At 39.9% G+C, this 22,407-nt stretch carries 21 protein-coding genes and 2 pseudogenes; 11 read left to right on the top strand and 12 right to left on the bottom strand.

Annotation, left to right across the window (positions count from 1 at the left end; genetic code table 11):
* Window positions 1-159: 159 nt before the first annotated feature.
* A pseudogene (locus tag TOL9009_RS44320) lies at window positions 160-1,623 on the bottom strand (ISLre2 family transposase).
* Window positions 1,624-1,989: 366 nt separating this feature from the next.
* Here TOL9009_RS44320 and TOL9009_RS0104835 point away from each other — a divergent pair.
* Window positions 1,990-2,457 (top strand): cytidine/deoxycytidylate deaminase family protein, encoded by a 468-nt coding sequence (locus TOL9009_RS0104835; RefSeq protein WP_072022093.1) that lies wholly within the window; start codon window positions 1,990-1,992, stop codon window positions 2,455-2,457.
* Window positions 2,458-2,756: 299 nt separating this feature from the next.
* Here the strand turns inward: TOL9009_RS0104835 and TOL9009_RS0104830 are convergent, their stop codons facing one another.
* Together TOL9009_RS0104830 and TOL9009_RS0104825 are read right to left on the bottom strand one after the other, a co-directional pair.
* Window positions 2,757-4,265, bottom strand: a complete 1,509-nt coding sequence (locus tag TOL9009_RS0104830; protein ID WP_260675843.1) for a relaxase/mobilization nuclease domain-containing protein — start codon at window positions 4,263-4,265, stop codon at window positions 2,757-2,759.
* 42 nt (window positions 4,266-4,307) lie between these two features.
* A complete protein-coding gene (locus TOL9009_RS0104825; RefSeq protein WP_029631554.1) occupies window positions 4,308-4,664 on the bottom strand; it encodes a plasmid mobilization protein in 357 nt (118 codons plus the stop codon).
* Window positions 4,665-5,179: 515 nt separating this feature from the next.
* Here TOL9009_RS0104825 and TOL9009_RS0104820 point away from each other — a divergent pair.
* Window positions 5,180-5,758 carry a hypothetical protein gene (locus tag TOL9009_RS0104820; protein ID WP_029631552.1) on the top strand — a complete coding sequence of 193 codons (579 nt, stop codon included), beginning with the start codon at window positions 5,180-5,182 and terminating at the stop codon, window positions 5,756-5,758.
* Between the two features lie 333 nt (window positions 5,759-6,091).
* Here TOL9009_RS0104820 and TOL9009_RS49990 read toward each other — a convergent pair whose 3' ends face one another.
* Window positions 6,092-6,328, bottom strand: a complete 237-nt coding sequence (locus TOL9009_RS49990; protein WP_029631550.1) for a hypothetical protein — start codon at window positions 6,326-6,328, stop codon at window positions 6,092-6,094.
* Window positions 6,329-6,922: 594 nt separating this feature from the next.
* Between TOL9009_RS49990 and TOL9009_RS0104810 the strand changes: the two genes are divergently transcribed.
* From TOL9009_RS0104810 to TOL9009_RS38140, 4 genes are all read left to right on the top strand, one after another.
* Window positions 6,923-8,158 carry a ParM/StbA family protein gene (locus tag TOL9009_RS0104810; protein ID WP_029631548.1) on the top strand — a complete coding sequence of 412 codons (1,236 nt, stop codon included), beginning with the start codon at window positions 6,923-6,925 and terminating at the stop codon, window positions 8,156-8,158.
* Between the two features lie 279 nt (window positions 8,159-8,437).
* Entirely contained in the window at window positions 8,438-9,649 is a 1,212-nt protein-coding gene (locus tag TOL9009_RS0104805; protein WP_029631547.1) for an RNA-guided endonuclease InsQ/TnpB family protein, read from the top strand.
* Window positions 9,650-10,334: 685 nt separating this feature from the next.
* Window positions 10,335-11,138 (top strand): ParA family protein, encoded by an 804-nt coding sequence (locus TOL9009_RS0104800; protein ID WP_029631545.1) that lies wholly within the window; start codon window positions 10,335-10,337, stop codon window positions 11,136-11,138.
* A 3-nt stretch (window positions 11,139-11,141) separates the two neighbouring features.
* Window positions 11,142-12,293 carry a ParB/RepB/Spo0J family partition protein gene (locus TOL9009_RS38140; RefSeq protein ID WP_051502799.1) on the top strand — a complete coding sequence of 384 codons (1,152 nt, stop codon included), beginning with the start codon at window positions 11,142-11,144 and terminating at the stop codon, window positions 12,291-12,293.
* A gap of 506 nt (window positions 12,294-12,799) precedes the next feature.
* On the opposite strand, the gene TOL9009_RS46890 is transcribed toward TOL9009_RS38140, so the two are convergent.
* Both TOL9009_RS46890 and TOL9009_RS50315 read right to left on the bottom strand, forming a co-directional pair.
* Complete coding sequence (locus tag TOL9009_RS46890; protein ID WP_186227481.1) at window positions 12,800-12,964, bottom strand: hypothetical protein; 165 nt, start codon at window positions 12,962-12,964, stop codon at window positions 12,800-12,802.
* 62 nt (window positions 12,965-13,026) lie between these two features.
* Window positions 13,027-13,086 (bottom strand): annotated as a pseudogene (locus TOL9009_RS50315) (sigma-70 factor domain-containing protein); the annotation flags it as partial.
* 603 nt (window positions 13,087-13,689) lie between these two features.
* Here TOL9009_RS50315 and TOL9009_RS0104785 point away from each other — a divergent pair.
* Both TOL9009_RS0104785 and TOL9009_RS0104780 read left to right on the top strand, forming a co-directional pair.
* Window positions 13,690-14,649, top strand: a complete 960-nt coding sequence (locus TOL9009_RS0104785; protein WP_029631543.1) for a ParM/StbA family protein — start codon at window positions 13,690-13,692, stop codon at window positions 14,647-14,649.
* Between the two features lie 10 nt (window positions 14,650-14,659).
* Window positions 14,660-14,950 (top strand): hypothetical protein, encoded by a 291-nt coding sequence (locus tag TOL9009_RS0104780; RefSeq protein WP_029631541.1) that lies wholly within the window; start codon window positions 14,660-14,662, stop codon window positions 14,948-14,950.
* 229 nt (window positions 14,951-15,179) lie between these two features.
* Here TOL9009_RS0104780 and TOL9009_RS0104775 read toward each other — a convergent pair whose 3' ends face one another.
* Complete coding sequence (locus TOL9009_RS0104775; RefSeq protein WP_029631539.1) at window positions 15,180-15,599, bottom strand: hypothetical protein; 420 nt, start codon at window positions 15,597-15,599, stop codon at window positions 15,180-15,182.
* A 72-nt stretch (window positions 15,600-15,671) separates the two neighbouring features.
* The gene (ssb, locus tag TOL9009_RS0104770) at window positions 15,672-16,055 is read right to left on the bottom strand and encodes a single-stranded DNA-binding protein (RefSeq protein WP_029631537.1); all 384 of its coding nucleotides are present in this window, start codon (window positions 16,053-16,055) and stop codon (window positions 15,672-15,674) included.
* A gap of 237 nt (window positions 16,056-16,292) precedes the next feature.
* On the opposite strand from ssb, the gene TOL9009_RS38130 reads away from it, so the two are divergent.
* The 3 genes from TOL9009_RS38130 to TOL9009_RS0104760 all read left to right on the top strand — a co-directional run bounded on the left by TOL9009_RS38130 (window position 16,293) and on the right by TOL9009_RS0104760 (window position 18,315).
* A complete protein-coding gene (locus TOL9009_RS38130) occupies window positions 16,293-16,793 on the top strand; it encodes a hypothetical protein (RefSeq protein WP_242055705.1) in 501 nt (166 codons plus the stop codon).
* Between the two features lie 62 nt (window positions 16,794-16,855).
* Window positions 16,856-17,572 (top strand): hypothetical protein, encoded by a 717-nt coding sequence (locus TOL9009_RS42030; protein ID WP_242055706.1) that lies wholly within the window; start codon window positions 16,856-16,858, stop codon window positions 17,570-17,572.
* A gap of 44 nt (window positions 17,573-17,616) precedes the next feature.
* Window positions 17,617-18,315, top strand: coding sequence for a hypothetical protein (locus TOL9009_RS0104760; protein WP_029631535.1), 699 nt, complete (start codon window positions 17,617-17,619; stop codon window positions 18,313-18,315).
* Here TOL9009_RS0104760 and TOL9009_RS0104755 read toward each other — a convergent pair whose 3' ends face one another.
* The 4 genes from TOL9009_RS0104755 to TOL9009_RS0104740 form a co-directional block, all read right to left on the bottom strand.
* Entirely contained in the window at window positions 18,316-18,990 is a 675-nt protein-coding gene (locus tag TOL9009_RS0104755) for a hypothetical protein (RefSeq protein ID WP_029631533.1), read from the bottom strand. It abuts the gene before it with no gap.
* A 78-nt stretch (window positions 18,991-19,068) separates the two neighbouring features.
* The gene (locus TOL9009_RS0104750) at window positions 19,069-19,917 is read right to left on the bottom strand and encodes an AAA family ATPase (protein WP_029631531.1); all 849 of its coding nucleotides are present in this window, start codon (window positions 19,915-19,917) and stop codon (window positions 19,069-19,071) included.
* A complete protein-coding gene (gene holA / locus TOL9009_RS0104745; protein WP_029631529.1) occupies window positions 19,914-20,873 on the bottom strand; it encodes a DNA polymerase III subunit delta in 960 nt (319 codons plus the stop codon). Before holA ends, TOL9009_RS0104750 begins: the two co-directional genes overlap by 4 nt.
* 138 nt (window positions 20,874-21,011) lie before the next feature.
* Window positions 21,012-21,743, bottom strand: a complete 732-nt coding sequence (locus TOL9009_RS0104740; protein ID WP_260675842.1) for a hypothetical protein — start codon at window positions 21,741-21,743, stop codon at window positions 21,012-21,014.
* Between the last annotated feature and the right edge of the window lie 664 nt (window positions 21,744-22,407).

Below are 22,407 nucleotides of genomic sequence, written 5' to 3'. Positions count from 1 at the left end.
CTGATTGGCAGGATAAATGATCTTTATGAGATATCTCAAAAAGATTACTGACAAGTCATTTGACTATTATTTTTAAAAAAAATCTCCAACAGAGCTTGATTACTTGGTATTAATTGCAGCAACAAATCGATTAAAACCTGTATCAAGGTATAAAATATTTTAAGCTGCTTTCGGCTTAATCAATGAATTTAAGATAGAATCACAAAAATTATTCCAGCTTCCAGCTATCCATTGGCAGCGAAGATGTAACATAATTTCAGCATTATTTTTTAACCAAAATTTACCGTTTCCTTTCATCCGTAAGTTAACGACTTGACGAATTAAACTTTCAACTGCACCACTGCCAAGAGGAAGTTTTTGAAACGCCACTTCGTTATATTTTAAAAGCCGGCGGCGGTAAGCTTTTAAAATATAATTTCGTTCTCGTACTAAAGTTTTACAGCGTTCTCCAGTAGCAGATAATATAAACTCGTCCATATTTCTGATTAAATCTAAGGCATGACCTTTCTTTAAGCTTGTCCGAGCCTTTTTAAACCACTCTTGACGCTCATTATTTGTGCTAAAAGCAGCATCGGCAAAGTTTTGTAAATGCTCTGCTGCATGATAAAAATCTAATAGTTGATACGTTTCAGTTGAGCAGGCTAACTTTTTTAATAAAGGTGGAATATGTTTCCAAATCCATTCAGCCCCGTCAGCAATTAATAAGACTTGCTTCGCCTGACTAATCCCTAAATGAATCAAGTACATTTATAGTATTTGTAAAAATCCTTCATACCCTTCATATGTTCCATCATTGGTAATAGGAATATCTCCAGTTTTGATTTTTTTACCTTGTTCATTCACTACATAAATAGTTAATAACTTTGGCTCAATCCACTCTGCTGTAAAGCCTCTACGATTAGTTTTTATCTTACGTCTCCCTTTTTTATTAATCCGGATACGTGTACGCCCACCGTCTACAGCAATTACAACACGTTGGTCTTTAAGAGTATTTAAGGTAAGTAAATTACCATATTTTAAATCATTCAACTTGTTATTACGTAAATCTAATCCTAATTGACCAAAATAATATGTTAGACGTTCTATTCGTTTTAAACTAATATTTATTCCCCAATCAATTAGTGTTGTACGTGCAGCTTCAAACGAACCAGCAATTGCACCATATTGGGCAACCGTTGATAAAACAATAGGAGTTAAACCCTCAGACATTCCTAAATATTGTAAGAATGGAAAAAATCCTTCGTGCAAAGATGTTTTATCTTTATTTGGTTGATTTTGTCGTTCAACTACATATGGTAATTTTAAGGTAACTTCGACATTACCGACTGTTAATACTTGTCGCTGTTTATAACCGTGTTTTTGTGTTTTATCATGCCACCAACCTTGTGTCTGCTGCATTGCTTTATCTAAAAAATCTTGAGATTTAGACAGATTATGAAGTAATAAAGCAATGCATTCTCCCGCTAGAATTAACGCAGATTCCCGAATTTTTCCTTCACGTACTTTTAAAGCTTGTCCATCAAATTCTGGGATATTTGTTAATTCTAAAAGTTTCGTAACTTTTTCTTGAAAGTGTTCTAATGATTTGCTTAAATCGAAGGTAGAATATTTCATCGTAGGCATTCTCTGTTTTTGTTTTGATTAAATATCAAAACCTTTACTCCAAAGGGAATCCTACCTTTTTTTTTGGTACAAAAAAAAAGATTATCTTCACATATTAAAATCTTATGCAACTCATAATAAGTACTAATACTGATTAATGGGTAGTCAATAGTTAATTTGTACTGAAGAAGATTTTTAGCGATCGCACCTTTTTTGCCCCACCTCACCAAATCGCGTTGCTCCCCTACAGAGCAGGGGTATCGGGTAGAAGGATATTTTCGAGACGTGCTATGGCTATCCTTTAGTGGCTACTTTTAACTCTGCGATAACCGTAGATATTTCCACAGCGATAATGTATGAGAGCATCCCAACTAGAGAGTGGTTCTTATGACAGAGAAAGAGATATTTGAACATCTATTCACCATTGCGGATCAATCCGACGACACGGGCGGAGTGGTGAGTTCGTGCTTGGTACGACAAGGAAACATTATGGCTGAAGGAATCAGTTGTAACGATGGCAAGCATTCCGAATATGTACTTCTGCGTCAGATCGAACTCTCTGCTATCCCAGTTCTTCCGGACGACATCATATATACAACAGTAGAGCCATGTGGAAAACGCACTCCCGGAGGACCGGGCGAACATATGGGGGACTGTACAACTAACTTGATTCAGGCAGGTACACGACATGTGGTTTATGCAGCTCCTGATCCAGACGCATCAGCTCAAACTCGATACAAGTTCGAGCAAGCTGGTTGCTCGCTCCGTCAAGTAAACGATCCCCGCATAATCCGTCAAGCAACCACGCTCTTCAACTCAACAGTAAACTCCACATTAGATGCCTTGCCCCAATAACTATTGCACTCTGGTTTTCAACAGTGTCAGAACATTCCTCCCATAACACACGATAAATTGGTGCATTTTTGGTATCAAATATAATTTTTATATAGCTAAAACAAGGAGGAGTTATTTCCTATGGAGTTATCGGCGAGATAAACGATATTAGGATTTTTGCACCTGAGCAAGACATCGTTTCTACGAAGTATTCAAATTTGAACACTTCGTAAAGACGACGATAGTAATTTCCAACGACTTTGTATCTACCCACAGTCACAGAGGCACTGTGGATTAAGTTTTCTCTACCAACAGATTTACTATTGCTCAATGCCTCTTTGCGCTTGCGATTTATTCATTAACGCTTGTTGGGTAAAAATACGCAAGCTTTCAATCTGCTCGATTTCGTTTGTTGTTAGTCGAGTTGGTATCTCTTCGTACCAGTTTCCCTGACTATAGCAGGTTTGCATCACAGGAGTATTATCCCCATGACGGTAAACAGTCAGAATATTGCCATCTAAGCTAGCGCTCAACTCCCGTCCCTTAATACGGAAATTATTGGTAACAAGCATATAGTCAGTGATTGTAGAAGGCAGATGTTTGAGCTTAGAAGGGAGAAGGTTATGAAAAGAGGAAGTAGGGGAAGATTGCTCTTGCAGGATTTGTTGAGTAGTGGATAAACGGTTTTCTTCTGAAATATCCTGTTGTGGGTGCTGTTCCTTGAGATACGGCTGTACTTTTTTCTTAACCTTATTTGCTTCCAACGTGGGTTTATCTTCTAATTTTGGTTGTATTGTCGAAATTTGATCTGCATAATTACTATTTAGTACTTTTGTGCTAGTAAATATTTTGGAGTTACTATCGGTATCGCCATTGCTATCACTTGTACTACTACTAGTGGGTTGATCACTATACCAGTAATCATTATTACTTGTATAGTTGTAGTTTATGCGGTTAATTGCTTTCGCTTGAGCTTGTTGAATTACTTCTTTATCTTTATCTGGGTCGTATATTATTCCATATTCAGACCGCAGTTTGTTCCAGCTATAAGGTTTGTATACTTGATAACCAGCGATTTTTACATCATTGTGGATGTAGGTAAAGCCTAGTAGTTCCTCTCCCCGCATCTTAGGCAATACCCCAATGTTGTTTTCCTCCAGGCGTTCAATGAACGTAGAGACGGTGGGACTATCCTTAATGGCTTCTCCTATTGCTTGGCGAATAATGTCCTTACTTGTTGGGGTTTTGTGCTTACTGTTGACTGCTCTGATGCTTTTTGATCGATTGGGGCTGCTGAGTGTAATTATCCCGTACTCTTGCTCTAACTTAGAGGCGACGGCTTCATTTGTTGTCGGAGTTACTTCTAATCCTAGTTCCGCCGCGATGCGTCTAGTTGAGACTTGGGAGTTGAAATAATCATAGGAATCATTAACTAAACTGCCATCTAACCGAATTCGGGAAGCAATTATGTGCAGGTGTTCGTGGTCGCGATCGTGGTGGCGTACTGCAACGAACTGACTCGTAGCTGCTACAGATGATTCTTCCTTGGGCAAGTATCCCATATCCTTGAGATATTCTCTTGCTACATAGCTGTATTGCCTGTCCGATAAATGCTCGTGGTAGTTGTGGCGGTGTGCTATCGAGATAATGAGGTGGGCACACTGCCGTTTAACTGCTTTTTTGGTGTACTTGATGTTGAGAAACTGCTGGTTGAATTCATCGGGGTTTGTTCCCATCATATTAGTATCGACAATCGCAGCATCATCTTTCCCCAAGACATACTTGAGCGTGTCGAGAAAATTGGGTTTTTTATAGATGACGGGAATCAAATTGAGACAGTTGAAAGTGGGGGCTGTAGAACCTACAATGCCTTATTTATCTTGGCTTGAGGGTGATTTATCTGGAACGTCTATGTTAAATGCAGCTGCGATGGTCTGATCTACAAATGCGATCGCATTATTGACAGTATCCAAAATTTGCTGGTTGTTTGTTTTTTTCGCTAAGTGAGATAACATCATCAGTTCGCTTTTAAGGTTTCCAGCAGTAGCGCGGATAGTTATCAAGTCGGCAGACGGTTTTGCCGTTAGTACCCGCCTTAATCCACAGGAACGTAAATACTCAGATGCAGTTACCCCTGTGGCGATCGCTTTTTCCTCAATGGTAGTTTTCTCTTCCTCAAAGAGGTATACCTTGATGGATTTAGTTCGCTTTACGGGGTCATTTACCATACCTTAGTCATCAAAAAGTAAATAAAAACGGAAGTAGTATTTATTATAACTACATGATAAACAATTGTATTGAATATATTGTCAATTAATCTAATTTATTGCGAATAATATAAGAATAAAATAACCCCATTGAACATACCTTGTTTTAGTTCTGGTTTGTGCGACAACAGCAATAGTTTACTGTGGAACGGGACTGATGCAAATTCTTAGGCAGAGAGGGTTGTAGAGTTTTGTTCCAAGACGATTGATGTTTGAAGTAATGCTAAAATAGTTGGGTTAATTTGCCCTCAAAACACCTCAATCATGGGAATTGTGAGAGTTTATTTATCAGTTAACAACATATTTTTATTTAAAAAATTAGACCTGATTTTCAATTGATTGGGGTAATTAGTGTGTGAATTGGGGTAGTTAGGAGTAAATACGGGGGTAAGTTCTCCTACAGTGTGGTTAAAGTAAGAGTATTGACAAATAGCTTACTGAAAAGCTTGGTTTGCAGATTATATAGAAGTAAGGGTATGGCAAGAACGAGTAAGCCTGTTGATTCTGTTGAATTGGCACGAATCATGCGGAATAAAGATACGGAGGACGGTATAGTAATTAGCTATCTCCAGTCAAAGAAGCGAGGGCAAACTGAGTTAGTATGTGAGGCTCTGCGGGCGTATTACCTACCGTTTGCGCTATCTGCTGCGGGGGTATCTGGTGTTGAATTGCAGTCAGCCCTCCATGATGCGATCGCGCAACTTGAAGTTCAGATAGTAAAGATGAAACGGACGTTTGGGATGGAGGGGTTGCCCCAGGTAGTTCTTGTTAATCCTCATAGTGGAGTTTTCTCACAAGGTGCAATTGACTTAGAACCAACAATTGGAACTAATGGCGTAGAAATAGCTCCTATTTCAGCTAATTTGGTTCCCCCTTCCGTTTCTTTTTTTGATTCCACTGGGCCAAGTCCTGACTTGTTACCTGTTATTTCAGAACCAGCCAGATCCAATATTTTGGAACAAGATTCTGAAGATGATGGATTTTTTAATGATGACGAGGATGACCCAATTGCTAAGGCAGAAATAGAAGTTGATGCAGGATTTCATCTAGCATGAACGGATTATTAGGATATGGGTGTTACGTGTTGGAAAAAAAGTGTACTCTCTGCCTTCGCTTGTGATACTAGCTTAAGTCCCTGCCCTTATCGTGTTGGTCGTTGTGGGCAATATCTCTTGGAGTGCGATGAGCTACGCCCGCCGCAGGCATCGCGTAATGGGCGCTGTTCCCAAGAGATGCTTTTCACTTCTCGACTGAGCGCAGCTAACTGTTGGGAGAGTATAACTTGTAGTACAAGCCACTTGTTGGAATAGAGCATTGAACCGAAGGTTCGCCCACGAATCAGGCAAAGGTTTTTAGCCTACCTAATTTCTTTCATGTAAGTGACGATGTCAATTTTCTATATTCGCATCAATCAGAACTGAGAGGGCACTTTGAGCAAATGTTGCTCCGTTGGCTGACTGTTCGATTGTTGCCATTAAGCTGGCTCCTCCAATCAGCAGAAGGTACTGTTGTGAAAAAAATTCTGGAATTTGACGGAACTGGAAAGGCGATCGCATTCTATTTTTAGAGGTGCGATCGCCTAGAATAATCATTTCATATATCTCATCTGTAAAAGCTACAATCAAAAATTTGACAGCAAAGCAAATATGTAATTGACCCCATGTGACATACCTTGTTATCGTACAAGACTGCAAATTGCGATACTTTTTACTGGGGTAATTGCGGGGACGGTTGAGGTAATACGGGGTGTGATGATGAGAATCGCATTGTTTGAATTACAGGCAAAAGGCTAATTTTGTTTAATAATTCAACTTTTAGTTGATACAGAATTAGGGTGTGATTGGGGTAATTTAGTCATGATTTAGGAGGTGTTTTGATCAGCGTGTATTAAAGCAATGTTTCATACCTTAATGTACTTAGAATTTACGGTTTTGATTTAGTCTTAGTGCTATGGAGGTACTTCAGTTAGCCTTTTGGTAATTTGAAATTGCTTGCTGGCACTTTGCAGTGGACTCTCTACTCAATGGAGGGAGTTCAGTACGGATGCTCTGTTCATTATCAGTTGCGCCATCGAAGAACATCACCGTAATAGTTTTTACTCTACGCACTTTGTATGTAAAAAAGCTGTTAAACCCTGTAAAGAAAGTGTTTTGAACCACAGTATTTTTCCCATTTCGGTTAAATTAGGAACGATAGTAAAAGTTAATAAAGATAAAGATATGCCCAAAACTAGGGATAAAACAGACGTAAAAAAGATAGTAATTACGATTGACATGGGTGCAAGTAAAACCAAAGCTATCGTTCAGGAGTATCCAGAAGGAAAGCCTGTTGTTTTACTTTTAGACTCAGAAGTAGCGGATGTTGCTAAAGCCTCAGTTGAGAGCGTCCAACAAGAAGGTAGTCCTTCTTCTCGCGCTTGGGTAGGAATAGGCGATGAGTATTGCGCCTTGGGAGAGCTTGCCCGTCGTCGATTTGGGGGTATATCGCAGCTGAAGGAGCTAAAGTACGAACTAGCAGTCCCTAAAATTTGTGGTGCATTTTGGCTGGCTAAGGAAAAGCTGAATTTAGGTAATGATGTTGCAGCTTACTTGAGCATTCTGCTACCGCCCGGTGAAGTGCAAGACAAGGAACAGTTACAAGTTCGGTTAAAGGATGCGTTTCGAGGATTTGATACACCAGCAGGTAAGATGCGGGTGAAAATGCTTCGTTATGATGCAGCTTCTGAGGGTAGTGGGATATTTTTTCACCGTAGGCGATCGCTTGGCAATAATATGCCTGCTTCTATGTATGTGATGCTTGGTTATCGCAATGCGAGTATTTTCACCTTTCGGAGTGGTTCAATTGGTGCGGGAATAACCAGCAGTTTTGGTATGTCTTGGCTGGTGAATAATTTTACTTCCAAGATATCGGGACTAAGCTCTGATAACCCCAATATTATCCAGGTATTGGTAGAAGCTGGAGTTAGTTGTGACTCCCAAGTGATGCAGAAACTCTCGCGCAAGCGCAAAGGTGATGAAATTCAACTCGATGGAGAGTCGATGTCTAAGGCTTTATTACTTGCTAGAGACGAATATTGGCGTGCGATCGTCAGGTGGTTACGCTCGAAAATGGATGAGGATATTGAAGAACTGGTGTTTTGCGGAGGGACTGCGGATTACATTCGTCCAGAAATAGACGCTTACTTCCAGAAAGAGGGGATTAAGGTATCTTGGCACGGTAATATTTTTATACCTGATGAGATATCTTCCGGTATTGGCAATCGGATGGCGGATGTCTGGGCGCTCTACCAATATATGATTATTCAGTTTGATGAGTTGACTGGTTATACCCGCTCTGAGGTTGTACTGCTAACTAAATCCTCTGAAGGTAGTACAGATGAAGAAATTAAACCTAAGTATAATTTTACGCCTTGTGAGCGACCTAGTACCTTTATTGCCGTGAACGAGAATGTTTGATTAGCTCAGAAAAAGTAGTGTAGTTACAAGGACTGCAACTACACTTCTGGGATGCTTTTTACGTAAATCGGAGAGAAGGCTCCCGCCATAATCTGTGATTTGGCGGCGAGACGGCAGTCGCTTCAAGTCGGCGGAGCCGCCCAACGCGCTGCCTCATCAATCGAGGACGAAAAACGAGACGTTCCCGACCATAACTGACCGAGGGTCAGTGAGAAAAGGAAATAGTTGAGTTTTTCGCAAATCTATGAAATAATTTACGTCAGCTATATTGACGTAAATATGTTAGTATTTGAGGCAAAACTTGAAGGACTTAACGAGCAGTACCGAAAGCTTGATGAAGCAATTAGAACTGCTCGTTTCGTTCGTAATAGCTGCCTTAGATACTGGATAGAAAATAGAGGAATTGGGCGATATGATTTGAGTAAGTTCTGTGCTGTCCTTGCTGCTAACACTGAGTTCCCTTGGGTATCCAAGCTGAACTCGATGGCTCGTCAAGCCAGTGCAGAAAGAGCGTGGTCTGCAATTGCTCAGTTCTTTGATAATTGCAAGAAAAGTAAGCCTGGAAAGAAGGGTTTTCCAAAGTTTAAGAAAGAGCAAACGCATGGTTCTGTTGAGTACAAAACCTGTGGCTGGCGACTCTCCGAAGACCGCAGGTATATCACTTTTAGTGACGGATTTAAGGCAGGAACCTTCAAGCTCTGGGGAACCCGTGACCTGCACTTCTACCAACTTAAACAGTTTAAGAGGGTGCGGGTTGTGCGTCGTGCCGATGGGTACTACGCCCAGTTTTGTATTGCTCAAGAACGCATTGAAAAACGAGAACCAACTGGTAAAACTATTGGTATTGATGTGGGATTGAACCACTTCTATACAGATAGTAACGGGGAAACAGTTGCTAACCCTAGACATCTTCGCAAATCGGAAAAGTCTTTGAAGCGGTTGCAACGTCGTTTGTCTAAGTCCAAAAAAGGTTCCAACAACAGAGTCAAGTTTAGAAATAAACTTGCTCGTAAACACCTCAAAGTAAGTCGCCAGCGTAAAGACTTTGCTGTAAAAACAGCAAAGTGCGTAGTGAAGTCTAACGACCTCGTGGCGTATGAAGATTTGATGGTGCGGAATATGGTCAAGAATCACGCGATTGCTAAGTCGATTAGTGATGCATCGTGGTCGCTGTTTCGTGAATGGGTTGAATATTTCGGTAAAGTGTTTGGCGTGGTAACTGTTGCAGTCCCGCCCCATTTCACTAGCCAGAATTGTTCTAACTGTCGTGAAGTTGTTAAAAAATCTCTTAGCACTAGAACTCATGTTTGTCCTCGTTGTGGGCTAACCCTTGACCGGGACTGGAACGCGGCGCGGAACATACTTGAGATTGGACTCCGTACTGTGGGGCACACAGGAACGTTAATCGCCTCTGGAGACATCGACCTCTGCATGGGTGGAGAAATCCCTCCAAGTAAGTCGGGTCGTGGAAAGAGGAAACCCAAAGAGTGATCTTTGGAATCCCCCGTTATATCAGGTACTCCCGGTATAGCGGTGGGAGGATGTCAAGTAACTTCTCAATAACCACTGCAAGAATGAACCGATTACTCGTGGTTAGGTGAGAATAGCTAGTTCTAGGGGGATTGAAAATACTCGCTTGTTGGCAGCGCCCCTTTCTATAATGACATCAGGTAGATAGAGAATATTGTTATCCCGCTTCAATCGAGTACACTTTGAACAAAGACTGTTGTTCAGCGTAGAATCTTCATGGCAGGGTGGTTATATTATGTCAACAGAAGGTTTTTCTTCTCAATAAGCTCAAAAAAGTTGCATTAATAGCTGCTGGTTGACACAGCTTTAAAGGTTGAAATCACACTAGAATTATGCTGTTGATTTTTATACTCAATAACCAGCTTGCACAAAGGCAATAATGCTTTCCTACGGAACTGTTTGATTGAGCAAGTGCTGAGTGAATACTTTGACGGTGTATATTTCTTTTGATGTAAAATTCCAGGCTAGGCAATCTGTGTAACTAGGTCGATGATTACTTGCAGTAAACATCTGTTTTGATAGCAATCTTTGTTAGAGAAATTAGAAAAATGATATAACATTATCTCAAAATTATTCCACCAAACTGATATAACGTTATCTCATGACTGGGAGTCGAAAATATAGTAATCAAAAAAGAGAAAAAATTATGCCTGCCAATTTGACCCTTTCGATTGAAACAAACGCTGGAGGAGTGGCAAAAAGTACTATTTCATACAATCTTGCGTATGAATTGGGTGTTCGTGGCTATTCAGTGGCACTATTAGACATCGATCCTAACGAATCATTGACATTATTTTGCGGATTAGGAGAATTTAAAACTCAGGGAACAATGGCTAATGTTTACCATCCAGACTTCAATGGGAACTGGCCTTTAGTTACAGCTTGGCAAGGTAAGATTGACAAAATTCAAGTTTGTAAAGGCGGAAAACAATTACACGAAACAATTCGGGAAGTTTCAAAGGATCTGCGTGGAGCTTATACTCTTGCAGATCGGTTGAGTGATTACCCCTTATCTCACGATTTTGTAATTATCGATTGTCCTGCAACATTGGAGCCTTTACCACTGACTGCTCTTGCAGCTTCTAGCCACGTGTTAATTCCCATTCAACCTGAATACAAGGCTTCTCAAAGTGCTGCGGCGATGATTGAGTGGTACTATTTCAACTGCAAGCGGCTGAGATTGAAACCGACTCCGAAAATATTAGGTATAGTTCCTACTCGTTGGAAAAGTGATTGGGGAGCGCATAGAAGTATTGTTGAGGAACTTCCCCTAGTCTGTAAGAATTTGGGAATTCAGTATTTTAGCCCAATTCGAGAATCAGCTGATATTCTTAATGCTTCTGGTAGAGGGCTACCTCTGGGAATTTACAGACCCGGCAAAGAGGCAAGAGGAGATTTTATGCCAATTGTTGATGCACTAGTTCAAGAACTTAAGCTAATAAGAGGTTGATCGATGACAAAATTGAACAAACCGAGTGTACTTGGAATGTTTGCTTCTGCTGCTGATTCTCAACAGGTATTTGAGCTTGAAGAACGAGTAGAAGATTTACAGGCAGAGATTACAAGATTAAAAGATGAACAAGCACAGGGAAAGCTTGCTGAAGAAGAACGTACAGTTCTCAATCAAACTATTGAAGACCTACGAGAACATTTGAAAGCATCTGGGATTTTTAAAATTCACTACAGTGAAGTAAGACCCAATCCCAAACAAGCAAGGCAAACATTTACTTCGGATAGTATTCGGAGTATGGCTGTTTCAATCAGAGAGGAAGGGCAACAACAGCCGATTATTTTACTACCGGGAAATCTCATTTTTGATGGAGAACGAAGATGGAGATCAGTTGCAGAAGAGTTACAGCCAGAAATTGAAACACTAGATGCAGTGATGCTTCAGAAAGTTCTTTCTGAAGAGGAATTACACGCACGCACTTTATTAACTAGTCTTCACCGAGAAAGCTTGAATGAGCTAGATTTAGCCGAAGGTTTGATTCAACAGGCTAAGTTAGCTTTGGAATTTGAACAGGAAGAAGTAGTTAGAGCACTTAGGAGAGCAATAGCTAGATTAAACGCAAAAAAACTGTTGCCCCAGTTAACTGAATTGGTTATTTTAACTAGAAAAGAGCAGTCAGAAGGCATTAAAGAATTTAATTTAGACGAAATAGAACAAAGTATTCTTCTGTTGTTACTACGTTTTCAACAAAATCCAGCATCAGTAGATGCAAATGTCTTTCCTTGCTTACGGCTTTCAGAAGACTTAAAAATTGCGATTAGACAATCAGGACTTGGTGCAAACCATGCCCGGTCACTCCAAAAACTAAATTCTAAAAATTTAAAAATTGAGGAAACTAAAGCTCTTAAAATCCGACAAGATGCTACATCACAAGTTTTGCAAGAAAGGCTAACAGTCGCTCAAACTCGTTTTCTAGTTGCCCAAACTATTGCTGAACATGCTCCTGAAACAAAACCTAAACCAAGTCCCCAAATCAGTTCTCTAATTCGAGATGTCTCAGCAACTAAGATCGAAGATATCCAGCAAGATCACCTGAGAGATTTATTGGCTGTATTAGAAGCTAAGGCAAAAGAGATTCGGAAAAAGTTGGACTAATACTATCTCGTCCGACTTAGTTCACTGAATCGCAGATGTCCATGTAATCTATAAGTGCTTATCTAAACTACCCAAATGGCTTTCGCCTGAATCCCGCAGAGTCAAACCAGAATTATCAGCCGAACGGTTTCAGCATGTGAGATTTCTAGACTGCGACAAAGCAGTGAGCCGAATTATATTTGAGTGGTGACACTGCCAAGAGAGGATACTTTGTGAGTTTACGGGTGAGCCTATAGTTGGAGAATATAATGGAGGGACTTCAATCATCCAAATTAAGGTTAAGTGCCCCAACTAGGAGCAAACTGCTATTAGACTGAGTACGGAAGAAGTGCTTTCTACAACAGCGATTCCTTCTGCTTGGACATAAGTAGTTTTCAAAAAACTAAATAATCTTTAATTTGGTCTTGCTCACGTCCTAATATTCCCGATTGGGGTCAAACTTCTCCACAGGATGAAAGCAAACCTATTGCTCCCTCTTCAATCAAATCCAGAAATTCCAGGTTACTTCAGCGACGTTTTTTAGCTACCGCAACCACTAACCGGAGGTTGGCGGGGATCATTTTTTGTTTAGCCAGTTGACCAAGCTTTTGGATTTGGGTTAACTGTGCTTCTGTTTTATTTACCTCGGTAGCTAGTTCAGCCCTAGTTGGGGAACGCTCTAGTCGTTGCACTTGAGAATTGTTTTGCTTATCAAGTTTTGCATTGACCTTACAAGTCTTGTGTAGACAATCTTTTACTCTGGCAATAGCCTCGGAAAGCGACCAATTTCTCGTAGGTAGATTCCAACTGTATCAAAGCTTGGCTAGGCATCTTGCGTGGCGGGAAGCTAATTTAATAACAAAGATATTGACAGAAGAGTATAAATCAAACAGTCAACCATTTCAGAGGGTGTAGGGAACCCACGTTTTGAAACGTGGGATTTAAGCAATGAGCAGAGGCGGAGACACTCCGCCTCTGCGCTTTGTATTTCGCGCTATGCGTCTCGAAATAAATATTTTTTTAAGTAGGCTTTATACCACAACTAAAGTTTTCTATTCCTTCTTCTCTATTTTTTTGTAAGTTAATTTCTACTACGTTCATAGAAAAGATTTCAAAAATTCTGATGGGGGCTATATGGGGGCTATGTGTACCCCAAAAATAGATTAGGACTTCGATGAGGATTTGACACCTACATGGGGGCTATATGGGGGCTTTATAGGGTACATTTAGCTATTTGATATTTTGTACCCCACTTAGCCCCCAAAGGGTATGATAAGCTCTTGAGGTTAGAGAGGGAAGGGGCAGAGTTCTAGAGAAAGACTCATAGCAAGTTATTCTTCTCTCCCCTGCTTTCCTGCTCCCCTAGATAATCTAAACAGATAACTTTCACAAATCAAAACGTATTGATTTGATCCCTATGTCAAACATTCACGCCTTGCAAAAAATTTTTCCTGCTGGCTTTGATAACGGTTACGGAAGCCTAAAACTTTTAGTCGATGGCTTTGAAGTTGTTCGTGTCCCCAGCTATATTTCCACAGCCGACATGGAAGATGTACCCGGACGAGTAGTTTTTAACGGTACTGCTTACACTGTCGGGGAATCAGCTTTCCGTACAGGTTATCATTTTGACCGGAACACGGATAACAATGAAAACAAAGTCAATAATGCGTTGTTGACTTTGTTCGGTGCATTGGCACATCTGCCACACCGTAAGGCTTGGCACTTAAAATTAGTCGTCAGCTTACATGATGTTGGTCTGGCTGACGAATTGCAAAAAGTACTCAGTGGAGAATATCAGCCAATACTTGCTGGTAAACAATCAGAGGTGAAAGTAGAAGTGCTGAAAATAGTACTAGAGGGGATGGGTGCATTATTTGGGCATCAACTACCCAAAAAACTAACCATTTTAGATTTTGGCAATGGCACGACTCTGTATTCTCGTTACAACCAGGGAAAACGAGAAGTTCACACCGCCTACCCCATTGGTGTAGAAGTTCTCATTGATGATATTTCCCAAAAAATGAAACATCTAAATGGGGGAAAAATTGGGGATGCATCCAAGATTCGATTTTGTCTGGAAATGGGACATACCAAGTACAGCCGTGACATCGATATCAAAGATATATACAGTGCTTGTTTGAAAGATTGGTATGAAAAATACTTGAAGAAAGTGGTGAATCTGACACTTGATGCCAAGCACCAAGGGGATGAAATTTGGGCGATTGGTGGAGGGTGTCTGTTACCAGGATTTAAGAAGCTCTTAGAGAAGAACGGTTTCAAAATTCTGGATAATCCGGTAGAAGCTAATGTTTTTGGGCTTCTAGAAATGGCAAAAACCATTACGAGCAAGAATTCACCAAACATATCTGGGAAGTAAAGTTATAACAATGACAGATAAACAAGACTTAGCTCCGGTAAAAATTCGGCTCAAAGAAAACTACCGAGAACGCATATTTGCAGAATCCCAACAACTAGGTAAAAGTTACTTGGAGACGCTTTATTTTATTATTGATTGCTATTTTGTTTTCATAAAGGCTGGATTAGCCACACAACAAGTAGCTTTCACGCCGCTTACTACTAACGAAAACAGGCTCCAACAGCCAATTCCCCAGCCATCTACAGACCAAAAACTAGAAGATCCTGATGGCGAAACATTCAGTCTTGATTTTGAATTATAACCGTCAGATGAAGTTGGCAACGGTAATTCCCAACTCGTGGGGTAATTATGTTAAAAAAGTTTTGAATTTAGCTCTAGTGTAAGTATTTCAGTATTTATGTACTATATAAGATGAGTTGATGTCAGCGATTCTACCAAACAGTAGATTTTTATTCTGGATTTCTATAAAAAAATAATGCCAGTACTAACAAGTAACCCTGTATGTACTAGCATTATTTAGTTAATTGGGTCTAGAACGGAGGTTCTTGATCTAGGTCTTCATCTGTCGAAGTAACGTTATCTTCGAGTAGTTCTTTGGCAAAATCGGGAGTTTCAGGCGAGTGAGGGGTTTTACTAACCTGGGTGAGTTCGTTGATGGGTTGTGCTGACATAAAGTTTCTGATTACGAATGTGGCAATCTTTTCTTTGTAATCACCCCTATTATCAACTAGCAAATCGAGATATCCTTCTGCTGTGCCGTGTACGCCTTCCCCCTGTTCGTTAATAACGACGGCAGGTGCGCCCTTGGAACGGAATGGCATTTCGTCAGCAACTACTCCCTCCTTGGAACGGTAGTAGAATTCGGCGATCCCAAAGGCAATCAAGGAACCTTCTTTGTCGTGGGTAGTGTTCACTGACTTAAGATTGATAGTTGCAGTATTATGAATCATGTTCGTTTTATTTGTAGATTGATTAGATGGTTTATCGCCTACGATTTATAGTCATAGGCGATTTGTAATTTCCTAAAAATTTGCGTTAGCTACAGTCTGTGTTTCGTTTGGTGCAGAAGTGGATGTAGATTCTTCCTTACGGGGTGAACCTAACAATTCAATAGCGTTGATTGTAATTACGGGTTTTTGCCGCATAGTGCCAGAATTTTTATCTGCCCAACGATCAAATCCAAACTCGCCAGTAATTGCAATTTGGGTTCCTTTACGAACGTAATTTCCAATCACTTCTGCTTGATTTCCCCAGGCGACTAAATCAAACCAAAGGGCTTGTTCACTTCTGTAGGGTGGTCTTACTGCAATAGATATTGAAGCCTTAACTGCGCCAGACTCGAAATATTTGAGTTCTGGTTCTTGTCCGCATCTGCCAACCAGCATGACTTTGTTGATATAGTTCATAACGCGAGGATTTATATATTTCTCTTATTGGTGCGTCAGCATTAGTTCTTTCAGGATTTATTATTTTGACGAGTTGTTTTATTTAAACCACATTCTTTTTTATTCATACTTATGAGTTATTTTTTGTCCTTGTTTATCGTAAAATTGTGGTTTTTACTAGGGAACCACAAGTTACCCTGTGCTATGGTGGTATCGCAATTAATATGGTCTGTATCTAAAAATTATAAGTAATGACTTATGCCTGAATATCTTCTCCTGAAGCGAGTAAGTATTTGTAAGCTGATGCTTTTGGCTTTGATGTGGATACAGTCGGATGAGGATAGCCAAAACCAGCTGACTTCTGACTACTCATCTTTTTTGCAGGTAGAAAATCTTACCTGGTTAGGAGAAACATCTGTTGGAGAAGATGTAGAGCATTTTTGTGATGTTTCAAATATAACTAGGATAGGCGTTTGGGGAGAAATCCTAGAACTAAAGTTAGTAGATTTAATTGCTGATTTACCGACTTGTTTGCACGATGCGTCATGGTTTGCCCTACTCGCAATTACCATGATGCTAGTAGATAAGGAACTAGACCGAATATGCGTGCATCCACAAGATAAGTATTTTGCCCGGACTATCGCGCTTGAAAGTTTAGCAGATTTAGGTGATTCTTACTTAGCCAAAGGCCATCCTTATTTAGATTTTCCTCTATCGTTAGAAGACGCTAAATCATTACAGCAGATTCCTTTGTTATGAGGTACATAATAGCCCCCTCATCGCTTGCGGGGAGGGGGTTGGGGGTGGGGTTCTTGTACCTCATGACACCGGGAAGTGCTGTACTGCCAGTTAATAGAAAGCAAGAGCTAGAAATCGACTTAGATAGATTTATTATTAATACTTATGAAGACGATTTTGATGATGAATCTCCAGATGTTAATGAGTTTTCACCCATCTATTTACAAGAGATTTTAAAAGAGTTTTTTACTGAATCTGATTGGCAGGGTGATATCAATCAAGAGGCTGTTGCCCAACTCCAACAGAAGTACGGTTCGCAGTATTCAGAAGGTGCGTTTTCTGCTGAAACTGAGGGACATGAACGTTGGGGGAAAACGCTTGTTTTTCTGAAACAGTTTATAGGTCTGGATTCCAGTTTTATCGAAAGCCAGAGCGATTTATTCCTTGATAATGAATCTCAGACGGCTGATTTACCTGATTACTTCTGTATCGAGTCTCATTTAGAACGTTGGCAAGACCGAACAGTTGTTTTATCACGGTTGGTTCATACTTTGGTTTATTTCATGCTGGTAGGGCAAAATTATCATCCCAGTCATCTGCAAGATTTGATGGCTATTCCAGCTTCTTCACGGGCGATATCCAGCTTACAAGCTTGTTTGGGTGTAGCTGCTTACAGAAGTGGTTATTACATGGCTGCTTCAAATATTCCTGAATCAGAAGTTGGGCGCAACTGGCTTTTAGAAAAAGCTTTCCCTAGCCTGCGTGATTTTTATCAAACAGGTCGGTTGAGTGGGAAGTAATAATTAATATTTTATTGTTAGTTTACAAATATAAATTTTTACTTATGAATAAATACTTATTTATAGGATTGTTACTCTTACTAATTGGATGTTCATCTCCAGAAAAAGAAGATAAAGTCTCGGCTATAGAATCGAATTCTTCACCTACGCCATCATTATCCCCAGCTAATGTTAATAATGCTACGCCATCGCTAAATCCAGAAGCGTTGCCTGATTTATCGAATAAAGAGAAGCTTGGAGAAGTTAATGCAGAGAACGACTTAATTGACTTGTTCTATTTTGATGGTAATGGTGTGAAAGTGAGTTTGACTATAGCAGCTGATAAAGGTTGTTTTGTCTACGTGCGGCGTAGTACTCCAGACCGAGTTGGTGAGGTTGAAATTGAGTCATTACGGCGCGAGAAATTGGGTCTGTGGCGTTCGTATAATACTCAGCGACTTCTAACTCAACCTGCTGGCAATAAACTAAAGGTTTATTCATCAAGTGAGGAACTTTCTTCTACTTATGAAAATCCTGCTGTATCACAAGAAATGCTTGTGGCAGTGAAGGAATTGAAAGAGCGTGAAAAATCGTTTAAATTACTTTTACGTCAGGACTTGAGGGCGAGTGATTCAGCAAGACGAATTTATTTCAATCAGTGTCAGAAATTAGGTAATTTTTATTATAAAGAAGAACTACCTCCTCTCACAGAGAAGGAGAGGAAGGACTTTGAAAAGAGTGTTGAAAAAAGTACTGAAAATTAGTTATGAGAACAGTGATAATTGCTCCATCTGAATATTACTTTCAGTTGTAGTTGCTTTAACAAGGTGTTTGTTCTTATTTGACGACCTTTTACCCCACCCTTCTTTCACAGCGTGTTTGACTACACGAGAACGAATATCAGCAGCCAGGGTTTCATAATCAGAGCGGATTTTGTCATACGAAACCGGAGTTGTACCAATCTTCTCCCACAGTTTATCGTATTTGAAATTCTCAAAAGGTCTGTGCCTGACGAGGGCATCATGACTTGCCCAGAGGTAAACATCTGTCCATTCAGATGAAAGCGGCACTTCAAAAGCAATTGGCATCATAAGTGCAACAACTTCGCTGCTAGAGGCGAGTTTACCTACTTCTCCCTTGTCTATCTCTTCTAGCGCTGCATCTAATCTATCGACTGCGATCGCTTTTCCTACCCAGGATGGAATTGACTGTTGCCAGCCGTTTTGCTGAGTCACAATTGGCCCGACGATGTATTGAACAATTTCACGACTTGCTCCTGCTAGATCAAGTAGACTGGCTGTTACAGCTTTGTTAATTCCTTGGCTGGTTAGTAGCTGAAGTATCTTTCTAGTGCTAGGAGTAAGAATTTCGCTAGCTTTTTGGCTTTTGCTGTTACGAATGGTTTCTTCGACATCGAATAAGCTTTGCTGCTGGTTCATATTCTTTCTGTGTAAATAAATACTGCCAGCTAGAAATAGTTCTAACTGGCAGTGCTTTTTGATAATGGGTGTGTTTTGCTATGGCAGAAGTAGGTTATCCCAAACGCTTCTAGGAGTAACGTGATGCAGCAATTGCTTCCTTGCTTGGGTAAATTTAGCTAGCAATTGAGTGTTTTTTAATTTCTGCCACCAGTCGTGTTGCAGGTAGGTAAGCAGCCATAATTGTGTCTCGTGATTCCAGCTTGAGATGGAGTTACTCAAACTGAGTGCGTTGAGAATATCGTCAGGAGGCACTTCTAGTTGACTTGTGATTTCTTTTGAGATGGAAGCTAACATTGTGATGTTGGCGATCGCTTGACCAGGACTACCTGAACTGATAGCTAGTATTTTTTCTGTTACCTCGATTTGTTGGTTTTTGAGAACAGAGATAATCTCCTCATCAGTTAACCTTTGGAAAGGTATGATTTGACACCTACTCTTGATAGTGGGTAATAGCTTTTGAGGATAGGACGAGATCAGGATAAATGTTCCAGTTTTCGGTTCTTCCAGCGTCTTGAGAAGTTTGTTGGCGGCGGTAGGGTTGAGCGTATCTGCTTCGTGGATAATGACCACCTTTTGCTTGGCCTTGACTGCACTAGTTGATAGAAATTCAATTACCTCGCGCACCTGTTCTACTCGAATAGCAGGTATACCTTTCTGCTGGGAGGCGTTTTCGAGATGGGTTGGTTTGATTTGTAAGATGTCTAGATGGTTATTTTCTCCTGCGATCTCAGTTGCGATCGCCAGAGCAGTTTTTCCTTTCCCTACTCCCTCAACTTGACTGCTAAATAGGTATGCAGGAGCAATTTTATTCTGTTCGATTGCTTCAGTCAGGAGAAGTTTGGCGGTATGCTGTCCGGTGATTTCTGTAAATGGGTTGTTTTTCATATCGTAGAAATTTCAGCAATTCGACTGGTTAGGTTGTCAACTCCGCTTTTGAGTTCGGCTTCGAGTTGTACAAGTAAAGTAAGGCTGTGTTTAAGCTTTTGAACGCCTACAAACTTGACTTCCTCTTTGAGGTAATACAATCTTTTGGGGTTTTTCAGTTCGGCTATTTCTGCAATCTTCGTATCAGATAATTTAGTTTCTACCCCAGCTTTAGTTATTAACCAAGTGCGGAAAATAGAGGTAAGTGTTGCTACTATTTTGAGCGGGTGTTCATTATTATCTAGTAGTTTAGATACCTGCACTATTGCTAAACTTGGATGGTTTCTTAACATCGCAATAGTAAGCTTTAGGTAGTCAGTATTATAATTACCAACGAGCTGTTTTACTTCCTCAATAGAGATTATTTTTCCACTTGCATAAACAGCAAGTTTAGCGAATTCGCTATTGGCTCGTGCAGCGTTATTGCCAATTGCTTCAGCTAGGTAATCGGTGACATCTGGAGTGAGTTTAACTTGATGGATGGCTGCATATTTTCCTATCAAGTTAACTATCCCCTTTTTATCCCAACTAGGGACGAGGCGAAACTCTTCTTGTTGGGCATATTTTAGGATAGTTTTTACTACTGTCCTGCGCGAATCTGGCTTTTTATTACCAGTAATTAGTAGAATGTTGCTTGAAGGTATTCGGGAAAGGTGATTTTCAAGTTCTTGGTTATTATCTTCATTTGATAAGCTTCCAATTAGAGAATCGCTGCCTGTATGAATAATTTTGTTACCTTCTCCAAAGGGTAAGGTCATAACCTCAGTAAAGACTTTGGCAGCAATATTTTTCTCATTTCCAGATAGCTTAACGTAATTGAAAGCTCTCCATTCCGCATGAACATTTTGATTCACTAAATAATCAATTTTTTGATTGAGTGAGTAGCTATCTTCGCCGTAGTATAGATATACAGTCATGATAGATTAGATAAACATTTATTGATCAGGCGTTAGTCGTAAGCGGTGGTTTAAAAAAAGAAGAGTTAGTGTTAACTCTTTCTATATCCTTAGTGTTTGTTATATAGCCGCTAGCAAAATATAGCGATCAGCAAATACTTACACTTCATTTTGTACTGGCTGTACTGACTTATGATTTGAGACTTTCTCAACAGTGTTTTTTACTGGTTGAGTACCCAAATATTTTCGCCAAGAATCCAATTGTTGGAGATACTCTATTACTCCACTAGAACCAGTTACCTCATATAGCGCAATAGCTGTTTCCCATTCCTTTAGGCTAGCTTTTTTCTTGGAAAGAATTTTGACTATAGCTCCTGGAAGTTTAGTCTCTTTAGCACTATCTAGATTTAGGTGTGATACGCTTTCTAGTAATAGTTCTTGTTCTGATAAAGGAACACCACCATCTTCGATATTCATAGTATGAAGTTGGGCACTAATTCCTGATAGAGGAAGAGTATGCTGAATTAATTTTTTAACTTTCTTGGTTTTAGCATTCCTCCTTTTTGGTTTAACGATAACTGGGTTGTTTGGTTCTGTAACTGCGTAACACTGGGGAAGTTCTAGAGAAAGTTGACCTGTTAAGTGCCATAATGCACTTCGTTTTTTTGGCGGGGTGATTCGGTACGAGAACTCGGCTGTTTTTCTCGCATCGCCAAATTTCCTGAGTTTGACCCGCATTTTGTAGCTGATAATTCCTTGAATATAGGTTTTTGGGTCTAATATTATTCGGTTTGTATTTTCCCACCACTCAATTTCAACAACGCGATCGCCATCTAATTCATAGATATTTCTAACTCTGGCATTAGGATGAGATGCAAGGAATGAGTTCACCCAAGCCCTTTGTTTTTTATTAAGCCTGGGCTTGCGATATGAGGATTTATTTTTCATTAGTTACTTTTCCAATTTAAGAATAATATCTCCACCAATCCCTCAATCAATTAAATAAATTAACCAGTGAGCTTTTGACTGATACTGGGTTTGATAATCTGATTTTTTACGGCATATTTTCGGTTTATGTGAACGCATCAAAATCACTTTTTACAAAGCCTGATTTACTTGCAAATATTTTTTATGATTTACAAACTGTTGAGAATTCATGAATTGAAAAAAGACTTGATATTTATTAGTTTAAGCGCTTTGATTAAATATCAAGTTTATTCATCTAGAAAAGAGATAACTGACGTTTATTATTTTCTAGTATTTCAGGATCGGCTATTTTGAGGATTTCTTCTCGCCTTTTTTCGATAAGGTCAAGATAGTATTGACGTGAATAGCTCTCATTAGTGCTGATATTAGTAATACCTCTGATTCCGTAATAGTAAATTACTACATCTCCAGGTTTTCCTAATTTAAGAAGTTCTTTTTCCCCAATACGAATTTTGCGAGTAATGGAGAGTTTTTCTATCGGGTATTTCCCTGATAAAATCGTATCCGTTCAGGGGGGGGTAAGTGACGCAACTGGGGAACGCTACGCTAGATTGGGCGGTACCGGGTA

This window comes from [Scytonema hofmanni] UTEX 2349, from assembly GCF_000582685.1.
Taxonomy (GTDB): Bacteria; Cyanobacteriota; Cyanobacteriia; order Cyanobacteriales; family Nostocaceae; genus Hassallia; species Hassallia hofmanni.
The sequence above is the reverse complement of the archived record's forward strand: the minus strand, read 5'-3'. Positions and strand labels throughout refer to the sequence as shown.

Coding starts and splice junctions, on each gene's coding strand:
- TOL9009_RS42030 (WP_242055706.1), top strand. CDS start 16,856: ATGACACCGGGAAGTGCTGTACTGCCAGTTAATAGAAAGCAAGAGCTA.
- holA (WP_029631529.1), bottom strand. CDS start 20,873: ATGACTGTATATCTATACTACGGCGAAGATAGCTACTCACTCAATCAA.
- TOL9009_RS0104760 (WP_029631535.1), top strand. CDS start 17,617: ATGAATAAATACTTATTTATAGGATTGTTACTCTTACTAATTGGATGT.
- TOL9009_RS0104820 (WP_029631552.1), top strand. CDS start 5,180: ATGGCAAGAACGAGTAAGCCTGTTGATTCTGTTGAATTGGCACGAATC.
- TOL9009_RS0104780 (WP_029631541.1), top strand. CDS start 14,660: ATGACAGATAAACAAGACTTAGCTCCGGTAAAAATTCGGCTCAAAGAA.
- TOL9009_RS38140 (WP_051502799.1), top strand. CDS start 11,142: ATGACAAAATTGAACAAACCGAGTGTACTTGGAATGTTTGCTTCTGCT.
- TOL9009_RS0104785 (WP_029631543.1), top strand. CDS start 13,690: ATGTCAAACATTCACGCCTTGCAAAAAATTTTTCCTGCTGGCTTTGAT.
- TOL9009_RS0104835 (WP_072022093.1), top strand. CDS start 1,990: ATGACAGAGAAAGAGATATTTGAACATCTATTCACCATTGCGGATCAA.
- TOL9009_RS0104755 (WP_029631533.1), bottom strand. CDS start 18,990: ATGAACCAGCAGCAAAGCTTATTCGATGTCGAAGAAACCATTCGTAAC.
- TOL9009_RS0104775 (WP_029631539.1), bottom strand. CDS start 15,599: ATGATTCATAATACTGCAACTATCAATCTTAAGTCAGTGAACACTACC.
- TOL9009_RS0104825 (WP_029631554.1), bottom strand. CDS start 4,664: ATGGTAAATGACCCCGTAAAGCGAACTAAATCCATCAAGGTATACCTC.
- TOL9009_RS0104800 (WP_029631545.1), top strand. CDS start 10,335: ATGCCTGCCAATTTGACCCTTTCGATTGAAACAAACGCTGGAGGAGTG.
- TOL9009_RS0104750 (WP_029631531.1), bottom strand. CDS start 19,917: ATGAAAAACAACCCATTTACAGAAATCACCGGACAGCATACCGCCAAA.
- ssb (WP_029631537.1), bottom strand. CDS start 16,055: ATGAACTATATCAACAAAGTCATGCTGGTTGGCAGATGCGGACAAGAA.
- TOL9009_RS0104805 (WP_029631547.1), top strand. CDS start 8,438: ATGTTAGTATTTGAGGCAAAACTTGAAGGACTTAACGAGCAGTACCGA.
- TOL9009_RS38130 (WP_242055705.1), top strand. CDS start 16,293: ATGCCTGAATATCTTCTCCTGAAGCGAGTAAGTATTTGTAAGCTGATG.
- TOL9009_RS0104810 (WP_029631548.1), top strand. CDS start 6,923: ATGCCCAAAACTAGGGATAAAACAGACGTAAAAAAGATAGTAATTACG.